10 protein-coding genes and 1 pseudogene are annotated in these 16778 nt (G+C 62.7%); 8 read left to right on the top strand and 3 right to left on the bottom strand.

Translation table 11 applies throughout. The features are described from left to right. Positions 1 to 21 precede the first annotated feature (21 nt). Positions 22 to 1125, top strand: coding sequence for a HEAT repeat domain-containing protein (locus IPP35_06435; protein ID MBL0058734.1), 1104 nt, complete (start codon positions 22 to 24; stop codon positions 1123 to 1125). A 218-nt stretch (positions 1126 to 1343) separates the two neighbouring features. Next, positions 1344 to 4736, top strand: a complete 3393-nt coding sequence (gene metH / locus IPP35_06430) for a methionine synthase (GenBank protein ID MBL0058733.1) — start codon at positions 1344 to 1346, stop codon at positions 4734 to 4736. Here the strand turns inward: metH and IPP35_06425 are convergent. Next, entirely contained in the window at positions 4720 to 5469 is a 750-nt protein-coding gene (locus tag IPP35_06425; protein ID MBL0058732.1) for a hypothetical protein, read from the bottom strand. The two genes, metH and IPP35_06425, sit on opposite strands and share 17 nt — an antisense overlap. 165 nt (positions 5470 to 5634) lie before the next feature. Here IPP35_06425 and nifS point away from each other — a divergent pair. The 6 genes and pseudogenes from nifS to IPP35_06395 all read left to right on the top strand — a co-directional run bounded on the left by nifS (position 5635) and on the right by IPP35_06395 (position 11605). Further along, a pseudogene (nifS, locus tag IPP35_06420) lies at positions 5635 to 6862 on the top strand (cysteine desulfurase NifS). Further along, positions 6862 to 7215 (top strand): iron-sulfur cluster assembly scaffold protein, encoded by a 354-nt coding sequence (locus tag IPP35_06415; protein MBL0058731.1) that lies wholly within the window; start codon positions 6862 to 6864, stop codon positions 7213 to 7215. The pseudogene nifS and the gene IPP35_06415 overlap by 1 nt, the downstream one beginning before the upstream one ends. Beyond that, positions 7212 to 8324, top strand: a complete 1113-nt coding sequence (gene mnmA, locus IPP35_06410; protein ID MBL0058730.1) for a tRNA 2-thiouridine(34) synthase MnmA — start codon at positions 7212 to 7214, stop codon at positions 8322 to 8324. The genes IPP35_06415 and mnmA overlap by 4 nt, the downstream gene beginning before the upstream one ends. After that, positions 8321 to 9439 carry a glycine oxidase ThiO gene (thiO, locus tag IPP35_06405; protein ID MBL0058729.1) on the top strand — a complete coding sequence of 373 codons (1119 nt, stop codon included), beginning with the start codon at positions 8321 to 8323 and terminating at the stop codon, positions 9437 to 9439. The genes mnmA and thiO overlap by 4 nt, the downstream gene beginning before the upstream one ends. A 31-nt stretch (positions 9440 to 9470) precedes the next feature. Next, positions 9471 to 10652 carry a tyrosine--tRNA ligase gene (locus IPP35_06400; GenBank protein MBL0058728.1) on the top strand — a complete coding sequence of 394 codons (1182 nt, stop codon included), beginning with the start codon at positions 9471 to 9473 and terminating at the stop codon, positions 10650 to 10652. Between the two features lie 5 nt (positions 10653 to 10657). Then, a complete protein-coding gene (locus IPP35_06395) occupies positions 10658 to 11605 on the top strand; it encodes a YihY/virulence factor BrkB family protein (GenBank protein MBL0058727.1) in 948 nt (315 codons plus the stop codon). Between the two features lie 185 nt (positions 11606 to 11790). Here the strand turns inward: IPP35_06395 and IPP35_06390 are convergent, their stop codons facing one another. Together IPP35_06390 and IPP35_06385 are read right to left on the bottom strand one after the other, a co-directional pair. After that, a complete protein-coding gene (locus IPP35_06390; protein ID MBL0058726.1) occupies positions 11791 to 14253 on the bottom strand; it encodes a hypothetical protein in 2463 nt (820 codons plus the stop codon). Next, positions 14250 to 16730, bottom strand: a complete 2481-nt coding sequence (locus IPP35_06385; GenBank protein MBL0058725.1) for a hypothetical protein — start codon at positions 16728 to 16730, stop codon at positions 14250 to 14252. Before IPP35_06385 ends, IPP35_06390 begins: the two co-directional genes overlap by 4 nt. Positions 16731 to 16778: the final 48 nt, after the last annotated feature.

Raw genomic sequence — 16778 nt, 5'->3', positions numbered from 1 at the left:
ACAAAATGGTAGGATAATATGGTGAATCCACGATTCTTTTTCACTCGGATGATGGCCGTGTCCATGGCCGGCGTGTTGTTTGCCTGCGCGACGGGGCGGCCCCCGGTGGATTCATTGATCCGCCAACTGCATCATCCCAATCCGGACATGCGCGTCCGCGCCATGAACCGTCTTTCCCAATATGGACCGGATGCCCAAAAGGCCCTGCCCGCCCTCATGGAAAATTTCAGGGATCGGCGGGAACCGGTTTATCGCGCCTCCGAAAGAGCCCTCGTGGCTCTGCGGGAACCGGGAGCGGAAGCCTTGGCGACGCTTCTTTCGGACCGGGACAGTTGGGTTCGCTGCCGCGCGGCGGCCGCCCTGGGGACCATGGCGCCTTCGGCCGGGGCCGCCGTCCCAGCCTTGGTGGAAGCGCTTCGGGACCATGATTTTTGCGTATCGGAGAAAGCCGCTTTCGCCCTGGGGGCCATCGGAGAGCCCGCGGTTCCTCCGCTTTTGGAGGCGCTCAAGTCCAAGGATATTTCCCTCCGCAAAGGCGCGGCCTCGGCCCTGGGGGGCATGAGCCCGGAAATCCAGTCGCGCGTGGCCGCTGTTCTCCTCCCGTCTTTCAAAAGCCAAGACGAATTTGAACGCGGGGACGCGGCCATGCGGATCACGAACATGGGGAAAGTCGGCATCCCCGTTTTCTTGGCGGCCTTGAAGGAACCGGACGTCGATCTTCGCCAACGGGCCGTGGACGGTTTGGGAGAAATCGGTATACCCACCCCCGAGGTGGTGGAGGCGTTGATCGTCCTTTTTAAGGATCCCCAGCGGACCCTACGCTTGAAAGCCTCCGTTGTTTTGGGCCGACTGGGCCAGAAAGATCCGTCGGTTTATAAGCGGGTGGCGCCAAGCCTCGCCTCTAAAGAAAAGGATGTGATCCTGGGGGCCATGCGGGCCCTCGGCGATATGGGGTCCGTGGCCGAGGCTTCGGTTCCTCAAATCATTTTTTTCATGGAAGAAAGTCCCGACCCCGAAATTCAGAGCGAAGCGGCCGAATCCCTCATTAAGATGGGCACCGCGACGTCCATGTCCGCCGCCGAACGTTTCACGCGAGGCCAATACCACCGGGGTGAGGGAAAGTAGTCGCGTTTTTCCCGCCGGGTCCTTCCCCGTTCTGTTCCACAGAGCCCTTCCCTTCAGCCCGGATCGCCACGGTCCTTCTTGGTATAATCTCGTAGGGAACGGGGATTCTTCTGAACCAAGGATTTTTTGAAGGCGAATAGGGAGGCCGGATCGAGGTGAAAAACAAAAACGAATTAGAGATTCTTCTTCAGGAAAAAATCCTGATTTTGGACGGGGCCATGGGAACCGCCCTTCAAAAAATGGATCTTTCCGCCGCGGATTTCGGCGGGGCCGCTTTTGAGGGGTGCAACGAGTATTTGGTCCTGACAAAACCCGAGGCCATCCGAGCGGTTCACGAAGCCTACCTGCGCGCGGGGGCGGACATCATTGAAACCGACAGTTTCGGGTCGACGCCGATCGTGTTGGCGGAATACGGCCTCGGGGAAAAGGCCTTGGAAATCAGCCGCGAGGCCGCTCGTCTGGCCCGGGAATCGGCCCAAAAGTTTTCCACGCCGAACCAGCCGCGGTTCGTGGCCGGTTCGGTGGGGCCCACGACCAAATCCCTTTTCGTCACCGGCGGCGCCACCTTTGATGAGCTGGTGGACAACTTTCGCATCCAGGGGATCGGTTTATTGGAGGGCGGAGTGGACCTGTTCCTGGTGGAGACCGCCCAGGACAGCCTGAACGTCAAAGCCTCCTTGATCGGGTTGGACCGCGCCATGGCCGAGGCGGGCCGGCGGGTGCCGGTCAGCGTTTCGGCGACCATCGAGGTCATGGGCACCACCCTGGGGGGCCAGGGGATCGAAGCCCTGTATTATTCCTTCCAGCAACGGAACCTCCTCACTCTCGGCATCAACTGCGCCACGGGGCCGGATTTCATGGCCGACCACCTCCGGACGTTGTCGGAGATCTGCCGGTTCGGCGTGTCCTGTTACCCCAACGCCGGGCTCCCCGATGAAGAGGGACGCTATAACGAAACCCCCGACATGATCGCCCGAAAGCTCGAACGGTTTGTGGAGAACGGTTGGGTCAACCTCCTGGGGGGGTGTTGCGGGACCACGGAAGATCACATCCGGCTCATCGCCCAGATGGCCCAGGGAAAAAAACCCCGGCGGGCCCCCGCGGCGTCCCGTTTCGCCCTCTCGGGGCTGGATCCCCTCGTCGTGACCGACGAAATACGCCCGGTGATCGTCGGTGAACGGACCAACGTTATCGGAAGCCGGAAATTCAAGGAACTGATCGTGGCCGGGGCCTTCGAGGAAGCCTCTGAGATCGGCCGCAAGCAGGCGCGCTCCGGGGCTCAAGTGATCGATGTTTGTCTGGCCAACCCGGACCGCAACGAGCGGGCCGATGTCCAAGCCTTCCTTGGGTTTTTGACGAAAAAAGTCAAAACTCCGCTCATGATCGATTCCACGGACACCGCCGTCATGGAAGCGGCGCTCAAGCTTTGTCCGGGGCGGGCGGTCATCAACTCCATCAATTTGGAAGACGGGGAGGAACGGTTCGTTCAGGTCGCGCCCCTGCTCCGGAACTATGGGGCGGCGGTTGTCGTGGGGTGCATTGACGAAGACAAGGCCCAGGGCATGGCGGTCACCCGGGACCGGAAACTGGCCGTGGCGCTCCGGTCCTTGGCTCTCTTGACGGAGAAATACGGGCTCTGGCCCGAAGATCTTATTTTCGACCCGTTGGTTTTTCCGGCGGCCACGGGAGACGCGAACTACATCGGGGCTTCCCGCGAAACGATCGAGGGGGTACGGCTGATCAAAACGGCACTGCCCCGATGCAAAACGATTTTGGGAATCAGCAACGTGTCCTTCGGTCTGCCGGAATCGGGCCGGGAAGTATTGAACGCCGTCTTCCTCCACGAATGCGTGGAGGCCGGCCTGGATTTCGCCATCGTCAACGCGGAAAAGCTGGCCCGCTATTCGTCGATCGTTAAAGAGGAATTGTCCCTAGCCCGGGCGGTTCTTTTCGCCGATCCCGCGGGCGCCCGGGCCGCCGTGGAGGCGTTCGCCGCCCATTTTAGGGGCAAGTCCACCGCGGCGAAAGCCGCTCCTGTCCGGTTGGGCACTCCGGAAGAGCGGATCGCCCGGAACGTCCTGGATGGGTCCAAGGAAGGGTTGATCGAAGACCTGGAAGCGGTATTGTCCAAGGGAAGCAAGCCCTTGGCGGTCATCAACGGGCCGCTCATGGCAGGAATGGACGAGGTGGGGCGGCTTTTTGCCAAAAACGAGATGATCGTGGCCGAGGTCCTGCAGTCCGCCGAGGTGATGAAGGCGGCCGTGGCTCACCTGGAACCAAAAATGGACAAGGCGGATTCCGCGGCCCGGGGGACCTTGTTGTTGGCCACCGTCAAGGGAGACGTCCACGACATCGGCAAGAACCTCGTGCACATTATTCTAAAGAACAACGGGTTCCGCGTCGTCGATTTAGGCATCAAATGTCCGCCCGAAGAGTTGATCCGCGCTGTTCGGGAACACCGGCCGGATTTGGTGGGACTTTCCGGGTTGTTGGTCAAGTCGGCCCACCAGATGGTGGCGACGGCGGGGGACCTAAAAAACGCCGGAATCGACCTGCCGTTGTTGGTCGGGGGGGCGGCTCTTTCGGAGCGGTTTTCGTCGACGAAAATCTCCGCCGCTTACGGCGGCGACGTGTACTATGCCAAGGATGCCATGGCGGGCTTGGATTTCGCCAACCGGTTGATGGACCCTGTTGCCAAAGATAAATTAGTCGCCACCAACCGCGTCCGACAAGCGGAATGGCGCGTGGGGGCGGTCGCGACCCCGTCGAAAGCTTCCACTCCTCGCGCCGTCATCCGCCATGACGTCGACCCGCCCCTGCCTCCGGACCTCAAGCGTCACGTCTTGGAAGTATTCAGCGTCGAAGAAATTTTTCGCACCATCAACCCGGTCATGCTTTACGGAAAACACCTGGGACTTCGCGGCCAAATCGCGAAACTTTTGGAGGCCGGGGACGAAAAGGCGGTCAAGCTGAATCGGGAGGTGGTGGCGCTTCAAGATGAGATTTTGGCGAGAGGCCTCTTGAAACCCAAGGCGGTGTGGCGATTTTTTCCGGCTCAAAGCGAGGGGGACCAATTGCGGGTGTTCGATTCGTTGACGAGCGCCGAGCCCCGGATGACCTTTGATTTTCCTCGACAATCGGTCGGCGAGGGGTTGTGCCTGGCGGATTTTGTCCGGCCCGCCTCGGCCGGCCCACGGGACACCGTGGCGTTTTTCGTCGCGACCTGCGGGCAGGGAATTTTGGACCTTTCCCGCGATTGGCGGGAAAAGGGCGACTATCTGAAATCCCACGCCCTTCAATCCATCGCCATCGAATCGGCGGAGGCTTTCGCCGAACTTTTACACCAACGGCTCCGGGCCATGTGGGGGTTTCCCGACGCGCCCGCTCTTTCCTTGTCGGACTTGTTTCAGGCCAAATACCGAGGTTTGCGGGTGAGCTTCGGCTACCCCGCCTGCCCCGCCCTGGAAGATCAGGCCAAGCTCTTTCAACTTCTCTCTCCCGCCTCCATCGGGGTGACCCTGACGGAGAATTTTATGATGGAACCCGAGGCGACCGTGTCGGCCTTGGTGTTCCACCATCCGGAAGCCCGCTACTTTAACGTTGGGGAATAGGGGCGACGGTTGGGAGCGGGGAGGGGACGACAGTTCCGCCTGAGTCGGCCGATGGAGAAAACCTTCGGTTGATCCCGTCCCAGGGCTGAAGGACGGGCGGACCCCCCCGTTTCTTGTCCTGTCGGCGGAGCCCGATCCAGATCGCTCCCAGGATTAACGCCGCTAAGATCGGGCGGAAGAGGAAAAACAAATCCCAATAAAGGAGCGTCCCTCCGTCGTCCACCGAGGCCAGGGCCGCCAAAATGGATCGATCTTCCGGCGTGGGGGAGACCTCCGCCATCCGCTCGCCGGAAAAGGCGAAAACGGCGCGATGGGGCGTTTTTTGGGAGACGGCGTCAAAAACCAGAATCCGGAGGCTTCGTCCCTGGCCCAGGGTCGCGAGATGGGTTCGATTGGTTCGGTCGACCCGGGTATACGGCAGGCGGAGGACCGTTTTTCCGTTGTGCTCAATCACCATGGCCGGGGCCTCTCCCGGGCCATTCGGTTCCAGCAGTCGCGCTTCTGGTACGAAGTCACCTTGCCCGAGGGCGAAGACGGTGCTCACGGGGTCCTTTTCGTGGAGGGAAATTTCGAGGGCGTGCTGAGAGTGCCGGCGGACCAAAAACCCGTCGGCCAAGAGAACCGCCAATAAGATAGAAAAAGCAACCCACGGGGTGTTTTGAGATGCAAGGGTGTGGCTTCCAGCGAACCGCGTCTTCCCGACCGGGGGAAGGGGGGGGAGCATTCTCGGCATGGTCTCGCCTCCAAAACTTCTCAAATGCCTTGACAGTCTACCATTTCCTGTGTCTTTTGGGTGGCTGGCGCCGGCTCTTTCCTTGACGGGCCGGATTAATGGCCGACGAGAAATGCTAAAATCCCACACCGTCCATCGCTTTTACTTACAGCGGGGTACGGCTCTATGAAGCCGATCTATTTCGACAATAACGCTACCACGCCGGTGCGGGCCGAAGTGTTTGAGGCCATGCGCCCGTTCCTCTCCTCCGAGGGGTCCTACGGCAACCCCTCCAGTTTGCACACCGCAGGCCAACGGGCCCACGCAGCCCTGGAAATGGCCCGGGAAAAAGTGGCGGCTCTCCTGGGCGCGGCCGATCCTGGCGAAATTGTTTTTACCTCTTCCGGCACCGAGGCCGACAACGCCGCCATCATCGGCGCCGCCTTCGCCCATCGGGACGCGGGCCGCCACCTCGTCACCAGCGCCGTCGAACACCACGCCGTCCTCCACGCCTGCGATTACCTGGAAAAGGAACATGGATTTGAGGTGACGCGCCTGCCGGTGGACCGGTTCGGCCGCGTTTCTCCGGAAGATCTTAAACGGGCGATCCGGCCCGACACCCTTCTGGTTTCCATCATGGCCGCCAACAACGAGATCGGCACCCTGGAACCCATTCGGGAATTGGGGGCTCTGTGCCGGGAAGCGCGGGTTCTTTTCCATACCGACGCCGTTCAGTCGGCAGGCAAGGAGCCCATGGACCTCAAGACCTGGCCCGTGGATTTAGCCTCCATTTCCGGCCATAAACTGTATGGGCCCAAGGGCATCGGCGCCCTCTACATTCGTCGGGGTGAAACTCCACGCGCTCCTCCATGGGGGCGCCCACGAAAAAAACCGTCGGGCTGGAACGGAAAACGTGCCGGGCGCCGTGGGGCTCGGCGCGGCCTGCGAACTGGCATTAAAAGAGCTCTCCCCGGAAGCGGGGCGGGTGCGGGCCCTGCGCGACCGGCTGGAAAAGGGTCTTCAGGCCCGGGTGGCCTCCCTGTTCGTCAACGGCCACCCCACGGAACGGTTGGGGAACACCACGAACATCGCGTTCGACGCCGTGGAAGGGGAGTCCTTGGTTCTGGCGCTGGACCAGGCGGGCTTCACACTCAAGAAAGAGGAAACGCCGGGTGTGGAAGTTTCCACGGGCTCGGCCTGCGCTTCGGGGCTTTTGGAACCGTCCCACGTGCTGAAGGCCATCGGCGTGCCCCCGGAGCGAATCCACGGGAGCGTTCGTTTCTCCCTGGGCCATTTCAACACGGACGCGGACGTCGACGCGGCCTTGGAGATCATTCCCCGCGTGGTGGAGCGGCTTCGGAATTTGTCCCCGCTCTGGGAAGAGCGCGCGCGGGAAACGGCGGCGGGGGCCTGATGTATTCCGCGACGGTCATGGACCATTTCCAAAACCCGCGGAACGTCGGCGAACTGCCCGACGCCGACGCCGTGGGCAAGGCGGGGAGCCCGACCTGCGGAGACATCCTACGGTTGTACCTCAAAATTGAGAATGGGCGAGTGGCTCGCGCCACCTTCAAGACCTTCGGGTGCGGGGCCGCCATCGCGGCTTCCTCCATTTTGACCACCATGGCGTTGGGGAAAACCGTGCCCCAGTTGAGAACCATCACCAACCTCCAGGTCGCCGAGGCCCTGGGGGGACTGCCGCCCATGAAAATGCATTGTTCGGTGCTGGCGGAGCAGGCCCTCGCCTCGGCATTGGCGAATTTATGAACATCGTCGTCGCCATGTCGGGAGGGGTCGATTCCTCGGTGGCGGCCGCGCTTCTGAAAGAGGCGGGGCATCGGGTGATCGGCGTGACGCTGAAACTTCTCCGGAAAGAGACCGGGTTCGGCTGTTGCGGGTCCAGCCGGGACATCGAGGACGCCCGGGCGGTGTGCGCCTCTTTGGACGTCCCCCACTACGTGCTGGATTTCGCGGACCCCTTCCAAAAAAACATCCTGGACCCTTTCGTTGACGCCTATCTAGCGGGGGAGACGCCCAACCCCTGCATCGCCTGCAACCGGTTCGTTAAGTTCGACGCGCTCTTAAAGAAGGCCGTGGTTTTGGGTGCCGACGCCGTGGCCACGGGGCATTACGCGCGGATCGACGTTCGGGAAGAGAAGGGCCGCACGGTCCGCTCCCTTCGCCGGGCGTTGGACCTGAACAAGGACCAGTCCTACGTGCTCCACCATCTCGGCCAAGCGGAATTGGAACGGCTCTGTTTTCCGATCGGAGGGATGACCAAGCCCGAGGTTCGGGACGCGGCCGCTCGCTTTCACCTGAAGACCGCCGCGAAAGAGGAAAGCATGGAAATCTGTTTCGTGCCGGATGCCGACACCGCCGGTTTTGTGAAATCCCGCGCGGGGGAGACGGACCGGTCGGCCCTCACCCTTCAGCCTGGCCCCATCCACACCCTGGATGGGCGCCGCGTCGGCGAACACCGGGGCGTGGCCTATTACACCCGGGGACAGCGGAACGGTTTGGGCCTATCGCTCGGAAAACCGGCCTACGTCGTGGACCTGGATCCCGCGACAAATATTCTCTATGTGGGAGAAGACGCCGACACCGCCTCCGACCGCGTGGAGGTGAGGGACGTCTTGTGGTCTGCGGGAACAGCCCCCCGGGAACCGGTGCGCGCCGCCGTTCAAATCCGGTCGCGCCACGGGGCCGCGGCGGCGCTCGTGACACCGACGGGAGGGGGAGCGGTGGTTCTCTTCGAGGAACCCCAACGGGCCGTCACCCCGGGCCAATCCGCGGTATTTTATGAGGAAGACCGGGTGATCGGTGGCGGAGCCGTGCACCGCGCGGTTCCCGTCGGACGGCGGGAGGCCCTCGGATGAAACAGGTATTCGATGTGATCGTGGTGGGGGGAGGCGTCATCGGGTGTTCCACGGCCTATCACCTGGCCCGAAAGGGCGCCAAGGTCATGGTGATCGAAAAGCGATCCATCGGCGGCCAAGCGTCCTCCATCACCGCGGGCATGTTGGCCGCGCAGGAAGAGTCCGCCCGACCGGACGCCTTCTTTGACCTCTGTCGGGCCAGCCAAGGGCTCTTTAAGCCGCTGGTCGAAGAGGTCCGCGACTTGTCCGGGATCGATCCCGAGTATGAAGCCTGCGGGGTGTGGCGCGCGGCGGAGACGGAGGAAGAGAAAAAAGATCTCCTGGAAAAAAAGCGTTGGCAAGAAGAGCGCGCCCTGCGCGTCGAATGGCATGACCCTGAACGATTGAAAGAACTTCACCCCGGGTTGGGCGAAAGCTTGGGAGCCCTCTATTGCGCGACGGATGGACAAATCGACAGCGCCCAGTGGGTGCAAGCGTTGGCCGAGGCATCGCGCCGCAAAGGGGTGCGATTCTTGGATCAAATCCCCACGATGGAATTTGTCCGCGACGGCCGCCGCGTGGCGGGGGTTCGGACCAAGGAAGGGTCGATTTCGGGCGAGCACGTGGTCGTGGCCGCGGGGGCCTGGACCCCGGTTCTTCTGGAATCCCTTAAAATCCACCTGGTCCTCGAGCCGGTCAAGGGCCAACTCATGGTGTTGGCCGGGGTTCCCCGGGCTTTCCGGGGGCCGGTATACGCCACGTCCGGGTACCTCATCCCCCGTTCGGACGGGCGGCTGATCATCGGGGCCACGGTGGAACGGGTAGGGTTTGACGTGCGGGCGACGCTGGAGGCCCAACGGTTCCTGGCGGATTGGGCTCTGCGCTGGTGCCCGGGGTTGAGTTCCCTTCCCGTCGTGGAATTCCAGGCGGGCCTGCGGCCCGATTCGGCGGATCATTGGCCTCTGCTGGGACGCCTTTGGGATTACGACAACCTCTACGTGGCGGCGGGCCACTACCGGAACGGAATTTTGTTGTCCCCGTTCACCGGTCAGTATATGGCCGACGGAATTTTAGATGGGCGCTGGGATCCCGTCGGCGTCCCTTTTTCGCCGGAGCGGTTCCGGGAGAAGAAATGAAACAGCTCTTCGGGCGAGTTGGGGGGAGGGGATGACGCCGCTGGATGGATTGTTGCGGGGGTGCCTCCAGATTTTCTCCCGGAAGGAGCTGGAGGACAAAATTCTTCCGGGCCGCCCCCTCCGCGTCAAATTAGGCGTCGACCCCACCGCGCCGGATCTCCACCTGGGCCACACGGTGGCGTTGAACGTTCTCCGCCGCTTTCAGGAGGCCGGGCACACCGTGGTCTTTATCCTGGGGGACTACACGGCTCGGATCGGCGATCCCTCCGGCCGTTCGGAAACCCGGCCGCCGCTTTCCCCCGAGGCCGTGGCGGCCAACGCGCGAACCTATTTGGACCAAGTGTTCAAGGTTTTGGATGAAAAGCGGACGGAGGTCCGCTGGAACGGGGAATGGTTGACCCCTCTTTTCGCCAACACGGATCCCGATCCTGCCCGCCGGATCCTGAACCTCATGGCCCGCCACACCGTTCAGCAGTTGACGGAAAGGGAGGACTTTCAAAAACGGCTGGCCGCTAAAACCCCCATTTCCCTGCTCGAACTCCTGTATCCCTTGATGCAGGGCTACGACTCCGTGGCGGTCAAAGCCGACGTGGAAATCGGCGGCACGGACCAACTTTTCAACCTGCTCATGGGTCGGGAACTGCAAAAGGATTTCGGCCAGCCGCCCCAGGTGGTGTTGACGCTTCCCTTGTTGGAGGGAACCGACGGGGTCCGCAAGATGTCAAAATCCTACGGGAACGCCATCGCCTTAAACGACGCGCCGGCGGACATGTTCGGCAAGGTGCTTTCCTTATCGGACGGAATGATGTGGGCTTTTTTTGAGCGGTTGACGGACGAGGATCTTCCCGCCCTTCGGGCGGGCCATCCCATGGAGGCCAAGAAAAAGTTGGGAGAATTGTTGGTGGCCCGTTTCCACGGCGTGGACGCCGCGCGGGAAGCCCGGGCCGGGTTCGACAAAGTATTTTCCAAGCGGGAAGCGCCCGAACAGGTTCTTGAGTTCCGGGTGGCCGCGTCGCCCCGGCGGCTCTTGGACATTTTGGTGGACTCCCAGCTGGCCCCCTCCAAGAACGAGGCCCGGCGGTTGATCCAACAAGGGGCCGTGGAGTTGGCCGGTGAGCGGGTGAAAGAGGATCGGGACGTGGCGATTCACTCCCCGCTCCTTTTGAAGGTCGGCAAACGCCAGTTCCGCCGATTGCTTCCCCCCGCCGACTGACCCTCATGCCCCTTTCCCAACGCCGATGGCCGGATCAATTTCGGCGGGCCGGGCGGCTTTTCAATTTAACGCTACGGCACTGGCGCGAAGACAACTGCCCCCTCATTGCCGCGGGGCTCGCCTACTACACCATTATTTCCCTCGTTCCCCTTTTCATTCTGGCCCTGGCCTTGAGCGGGAGGATTTTGGGTCCCGCGGCCTCCATGAACCATCTCGCCCCCGCCCTGGAATCGGTGGTGGGACTTCAGATCGCCCAGCCGCTCGAAACATTGATCGGAAAGGCCTCCGTCCGCGATTTCGGCGGCGCGACCGTGATCAGCGTGGCGGTCCTTCTCTGGGTGGCTTCCATCATGTTCCACAGTCTCCAGCGGGCGCTCAACATGGTGTGGGATTGCCGACCCGCGGGCGGGGTGCGAGGCGCGCTCTTAAACCGTCTCGTGGCGTTCGGCATGGTGATGGGGGTGGGCTTCCTGGTCCTGATCTTCGCGGCCTTCAACGCGGGGTTGGGTTTGATGCGGAATTTCTTGGATCCCTGGGCGCCCTTTCTCGAACATTTTCCCTTTTGGTGGGCCATGAACCTGGGGTTGTTCCTGGCGTCTTTGATGTTGTTTTGGGGGATGGTCTACCGGTTTCTCCCGGCGCTCAAACTTCGCTGGCGCGACGTTTGGACCGGGGCCTTCGCCACGTCGGTGCTGGTGACCGCCGGCGTCTACGGGTTGGGGTTCTACTTCAGCCGCATCAAGTTTTGGTCCATCTTCGGGGCGGCCACGTCCGTGATGTTGGTGTTGATCTGGATTTATTTCACGTCCCAGATTTTTCTTTTAGGGGCGGAGTTCACCTGGGCCTGGGCCCACCGCCGGCAACTGTTGGACGGTCCCGAGGGGTCCGTGCGGCGGGGTCGGCGTCGAACGGATCCGCCGCTCCGCCAGGACCACGAGACCGACGGTGCATAAGAGCGCCCAAAAGTGGAACGGCGCGGCCGTCGGCGCCCCGTAGGGTCCTTGGAGCATTACCAAGATTAGCCGAAGAAAAACGAAAGAGAAGAAACCGAGAAATCCCACCACCGCCCGCAGGAGCCAGCGGTCCCGCGCTCTCCAGTCGGCCCGGCTCCGTCCCACCAGAAGTTCCATGGGCGATTTCACGGCCGGGCCCTCCCGCGTTCAAAAACTCCCCAGGCCCACCGCGCGGCGGAGGCGAAGGAGGCCAGGAACAGCGCGATGGAGAGAAAGGTTGAAACGAAGGACAGGACGATCCCTCCCGCGAAAAGCGCCGCGGTCGCGCCCGCCGGGGTTTTCAGCCACCCCATCATTTTCGGATGCCGTGCCGTGAGCGCGTTCAGGAAGGTTAGGACCTTCGTCCGTTTCAGGTAAAGGAAGAGCAGGAGGCCGAGGACCACGAGCCACGTGAAGAGCCGAACCAGCCACCGAACGGCGACCACCATCACCCGGTGGACATAGACGGCGGTCAGGGTGACCGGCTCGTTCTCCTGAACCAACACTTTCGGAAAGCGGTAGACCTGCCCCGAGTTCGGCACCTGGATGCGGATGGGGGCCGACTCGCCCGGTCCCCCGTCCCCGCCCTGGGGTCGGTTGACGTTGCTAAAGAAGTTGATCTCCCGCTCGACTTGCTGGGCGTAGGCGTTTTCGTTGATTCCCTGGGACTCGTCGAAATCGCTTTTCATCTTGTACTGGGCCGATTGGCGCGCTTTATTGACCCGGGCTCCCCGCAGGGTGGAGGAAAGGGGACCCGCGCTTTGGTAGAGCTCATCGGAGGCCGCCTCCGAGAGTTGTTTTAGAATCCGCTGTTTCCCGCGGGCCGCCGAAGTGAGCGGGCGGAGGCCTTCGGCGTCCTTTTCTTTGTCCACCGTGCCGCCGAAATAAAGGACGTCGCTGTTGGTGGGCAGGTAGACCGACCACAGGAGTTGGCTGACCTTGAGGTCCAGGTTCGGAAGTTCTAGGCGGCGAATGCCGCCCAGCCCCGGCCGGCCGAGGTTCCGGTAATACAGGACCTCGACTTCAAAGGGGGTCAGGTTTTGGCCCTCGATCCGGGAACGGTTGAGGGGAACCAAGGTCGCGCCGGCCTCGTTTTTGGAGGGGCGGACGGCGCGGCCTTCAACGAACGCGGACCATACGTCCGCCCCGGCGGGGAGCTTGAGCTCGACGAATTGACGGGCGGTGTTCTTCACGGTGAGGGTCAGGTGCGTTACGCATTTTCCGTCTTTCAGGACCAACGTCACGGCGTTGGCGGAATCGATCACGGAAGACACGACGGCGATCTCCTCGTGCCGCTGGATGTCCAACCCGAGGCGGATCGGCGGGCGGATGTATTTGTAGGCTTCCAGGAACGTTTGGGTGGAAAGGGCTTTGAGCGCCTCCGGCGTTTCCCGGGCGTCCAGTCGGCTCAGGCCCTCCTTTTCGGACACTTTGACTTCCCCGTTCGTGGCCTTCTCCACCAGGAGGTCCCCGCTTTCCCGCACGGCCCCCAACACCTGGAACCCGTCGAAGGGGACCGCGCCTTCCTTGTCCTTGAAATTTCGCTCCGCCCTCACGGTCACGTCGAAACGCCCTTTGCGGGCGTAGGCGAAGGGGATGAAGAGGGTCCGCTGGCCCTCCCCGCGCTGCTTCCACTCGCCCACGGCCTCGCCCGTCACGTCCAGGAGGGTGTAACCCTCAGGCAAGAGGAGGGACAGGTTGTTGACGGTGTTTTGGAGCACGTCCAGTTCCACGTTGGCCGTCACGCGAACGGCGTCGTCCTGGACGGAAACCAATTGGTGGACCGTGGCGTACACCTTGGCCGGCCCCTTGGCCCGCTCGGGCTCCACGGCGTTCCAGGAGATGTTGATCCCGCTTGTTTGCGGCAGGCTGGCGCGGACGCGGGTTCCGCCTTCCTCTGGCAGGCTTTGGACCTGGGAGGCGCCGTCCACCCGGGCGTCCAGGTTGGGCGCGGCCAGGAGGAGATCCACCTGGGTGATCGGCGTTTGGGGCACGCTGAAATTCAATCGATAGGGTTCCTTGTCGAGCGCGGCGGGGAGCGAGAAGATCGCCGTCACTTCATGTTCCCCCGGCTGGGGCGCCGTCACGGCGGTCCACCCGTCGACGTTTTCGATCAACGCGGGTTTGCCGTCCAGGAGGATGTCTTCGAAGGCGACGGCGCCGGGGAAGAGGGGGATCCGCGCGGGGGTGTAGACCGGGCTGTCGTTCAACACCTGAAGTCGGATTTTGGCCGTGAGGACGGCCCCCTTTCGGGTGACCCGGCCGGTGTAGAGCGCTTTGGTGAGGAAGGTTTTGGCGCCTTCCCCGCCGGGGAGCTTCATGCGGTCCAGAAGGCCCTTGAACTCGGCCCGGGTGAGGGACACCTGGCCATTTTGAAGCTGGAACGGGGGCATTTCCTGAACGCCGGTCTGTTGGACGAGCCGTTGGAACTCATCCCAGGTCAACAGCACGTTGTCCTGGTCCAACCGAAGGAGTTTCTCGAAAGCGTTCCAGGGAAGGCTCAGCTCCCCGTCCCCGTCGGCGCGGTGGCCGGGGGAGGCCTCCTCCGCCCGGCCGGAAAGGGCGAGCCCGAGGAGGAGGACCAAAGCCCAGCGTTTGAAAAGGTTCATGATTTTTCTCCTTCGGCCGGATCAAAGAGGGAGAGCACCCAGCGAACCAGGGCCAGGGAATAGAGGATCAGGACGATCCCGAAAACAAAGGAGGGTCCGTAGGACGCGCCCAGGACCGCCAGGAGTCCCGCGAAAAGCGCACCGAAGGGCGAGGCCAGGGGGCCCGCCTTGCGGGCCAGGGGTTTGACGCGGGGCCAAATCGCGGCTGTCCACCGACGGATGGGCGCGCGGAAAATCCAGGCGAGGACCCCGAGCAAGAGATAGGCGAGAACCCAGGCTCCGGTGCGAACCCAGCCGGCGGCGTGGTAGAGCGGCAAGGCCAAGAGGGCGTTGGGCTCTGGCAGGGTTTTGGAATAAACGACGGTCGGCCACGTGTCCACGGGGGGGAGGCTGACCCGGACCGGCAGGACGCCCGCGGTCGCGGACGGTCCGGCGCCGACGCCCCCTATGGCGCCGATCTTTTTAAATTCAGAAACGGCCGGCGGCGGGGCGCCCGGCAGGTCGCCTTCAAAACGTTCATGGGGAATAGATGACTCCGCGTCGGCGAAATCCCCCATTTCTTCTTTTCCCGCCCACCCCGCCTCGTCCTTGGCGATGCTCTGGGGGACTATGGCTGCCATGGAGTTCCGTTGATCCACCCGGCCCCTATCGGACATGGATGGTTTTTCGGCAAGAGTTTCCAATTCGAAACCCATCGACTTTCTTCCGTCGAAAAACCCTCCGGACCCGGTGGTCGCGGTCTGGGCGGGAGATGGCGGTTTTTCGAAGTCCCGTCCCAGGTAGACGAATTCCTGTTCGGGCGGCGTCACGACGGACCACTGGAGCCGGCTGACCAAAACGTCGGGCATGGGCAGGCGAAGGGTTTCCCGGCCCAGGAAGGAGAGGCGGGGGCGCTCCTCGTAGGTCACGATCTCCACCGGAAACGCGGCGTCGGAGGCGCGGAGGGAGCGCACGAGCGGGATCAGCGTTTTCTTGCCTTCCCCTCGGACGGGTTTGACCGGAGCCCCGTCCACAAAGGCGCTCCACAACCGGACCCCCTCCGGCAGGGAGACCTCCAAAAACTGCTTGGCCGAACTGCGAATCCAGTAGGTGATCTGATGAACGTTCTTTCCATCGGGGCGCATCACGGTGGTTCCCTCGGCGCGGTCGATGACGGAGGGGACGACGGTCACGGACTCATGCCGGGAAAGCGCCAGGCTCAAAGCGAAGGGGGGGCGGACATATTTGTATCCGAAGAGAAGCCGGGCGCTTTGGCCCGCCAGGTGGGCCGGCAGTTCCCGGAAGGGATCTTTGGGTTCCAGTCCCTGGGTGACGGGGGTGGGCAGTTCGGCGTCGCTGTTCAGTTCCACGCCCAGAAAACCCCGTTGGCGAACCGCCCCTTGAACCGTGACCCCCGTGAAGGTCGTCGTCGATTTCTCGCCGGAAAGGACCCGTTCCAAAACCACGGTGAAGTCCATGCGTCCTTTCCGCGCCGCGCGGAAGGGGATGGCGAGGGTGGCGGGTTTTCCGGCGTTTTCCTGCCATTCCCGAACCGCTTCGCCTTGAACGTCCAAGACGGTGAAGCCCTCGGGCAGGTCCAAGGTGAGGTTGTTGATGGTGTTCTGCAAGACCTCGATCGCGATGCGGCTTTTCACTCGAAGCGCGTCTTCTTGGACGGAAATCAGGTGGTCCACGTCGGCGTAGACCTGGGCGGGCCCCTTGGCGGTGTCGGGGGCGAGCGGGTTCCAGGCGGCGGTCACGTGGTTCGACGGCGGCAGGAGCGCCCGCACCCGGGTGCCCCCGTCCAGGGGCGAGATTTCCCGGTGGAGCGCCTGGGGGACGGCGATGTCCAAATTCCGTTCTGGGATGTCCAAAATCCATTCGGTGATGGGGGTGCGGGCGATGGGCATCGTGAGGGACTGGGCGGCGTTCGATTCAGGAACCGGCAGGGAAAAGCGGAGGTCCACCCGGCGGGAACCCGCCTCGGCCAAGGTCACATAGAGCCGTCCGTTCTCCACGTCCGCCAGGGCCGGCCTGCCGTCGATGGTGATTTCCTGAAAGGCCACGTTTCCGGGGAACAGGTCCAGCCGGATGGGTTTGGGGGGCCGGCGCGGCACCTCGACTCGAAGGGTGGCGGAGAAGATCGCGCTTCCGCCCGCCAGTCGACCGCGGTAGGAGGCCTTCGATACGGAGGCCTCGGCGGATTGGGGCGCGGGGGGCACCAGGCTCTGCACCAGCCGAGTGAACTCTGCCCGGGACAGGACCACGTCCCCGCCCGCCATATTGAAATCCGGTGTTTTCGTGGAACTGGTCAGTCGGAGGAGGGTGCGGTATTCCTCCCAAGTCAGTCGAACGTTTTTGGAGTCCAGTTTCAGCACGCCCTGGAGGATCTCCCAGGGAAGCCGAAGCTTCGCGTTGGAGGGTTTATCTTCGGCCTGGGCCGGGACCATCATTCCGGCGAAGAGGGCCGGGATCAATAGGTGGCGGAACCATTTCATAGGGTCAGGTCCAAGCCTAGTGGGAAAACGGTTTTTTCGCAAGGGCAT

The organism is Elusimicrobiota bacterium, from assembly GCA_016721625.1.
In the GTDB taxonomy this organism is placed as follows: domain Bacteria; phylum Elusimicrobiota; class Elusimicrobia; order FEN-1173; family FEN-1173; genus JADKHR01.
Note: the sequence above shows the minus strand (reverse complement) of the source record. Positions and strands in the feature narration are given on the sequence as shown.

Coding starts and splice junctions, on each gene's coding strand:
- metH (MBL0058733.1), top strand. CDS start 1,344: ATGGGAACCGCCCTTCAAAAAATGGATCTTTCCGCCGCGGATTTCGGC.
- IPP35_06425 (MBL0058732.1), bottom strand. CDS start 5,469: ATGCCGAGAATGCTCCCCCCCCTTCCCCCGGTCGGGAAGACGCGGTTC.
- IPP35_06415 (MBL0058731.1), top strand. CDS start 6,862: ATGTATTCCGCGACGGTCATGGACCATTTCCAAAACCCGCGGAACGTC.
- mnmA (MBL0058730.1), top strand. CDS start 7,212: ATGAACATCGTCGTCGCCATGTCGGGAGGGGTCGATTCCTCGGTGGCG.
- thiO (MBL0058729.1), top strand. CDS start 8,321: ATGAAACAGGTATTCGATGTGATCGTGGTGGGGGGAGGCGTCATCGGG.
- IPP35_06400 (MBL0058728.1), top strand. CDS start 9,471: ATGACGCCGCTGGATGGATTGTTGCGGGGGTGCCTCCAGATTTTCTCC.
- IPP35_06395 (MBL0058727.1), top strand. CDS start 10,658: ATGCCCCTTTCCCAACGCCGATGGCCGGATCAATTTCGGCGGGCCGGG.
- IPP35_06390 (MBL0058726.1), bottom strand. CDS start 14,253: ATGAACCTTTTCAAACGCTGGGCTTTGGTCCTCCTCCTCGGGCTCGCC.
- IPP35_06385 (MBL0058725.1), bottom strand. CDS start 16,730: ATGAAATGGTTCCGCCACCTATTGATCCCGGCCCTCTTCGCCGGAATG.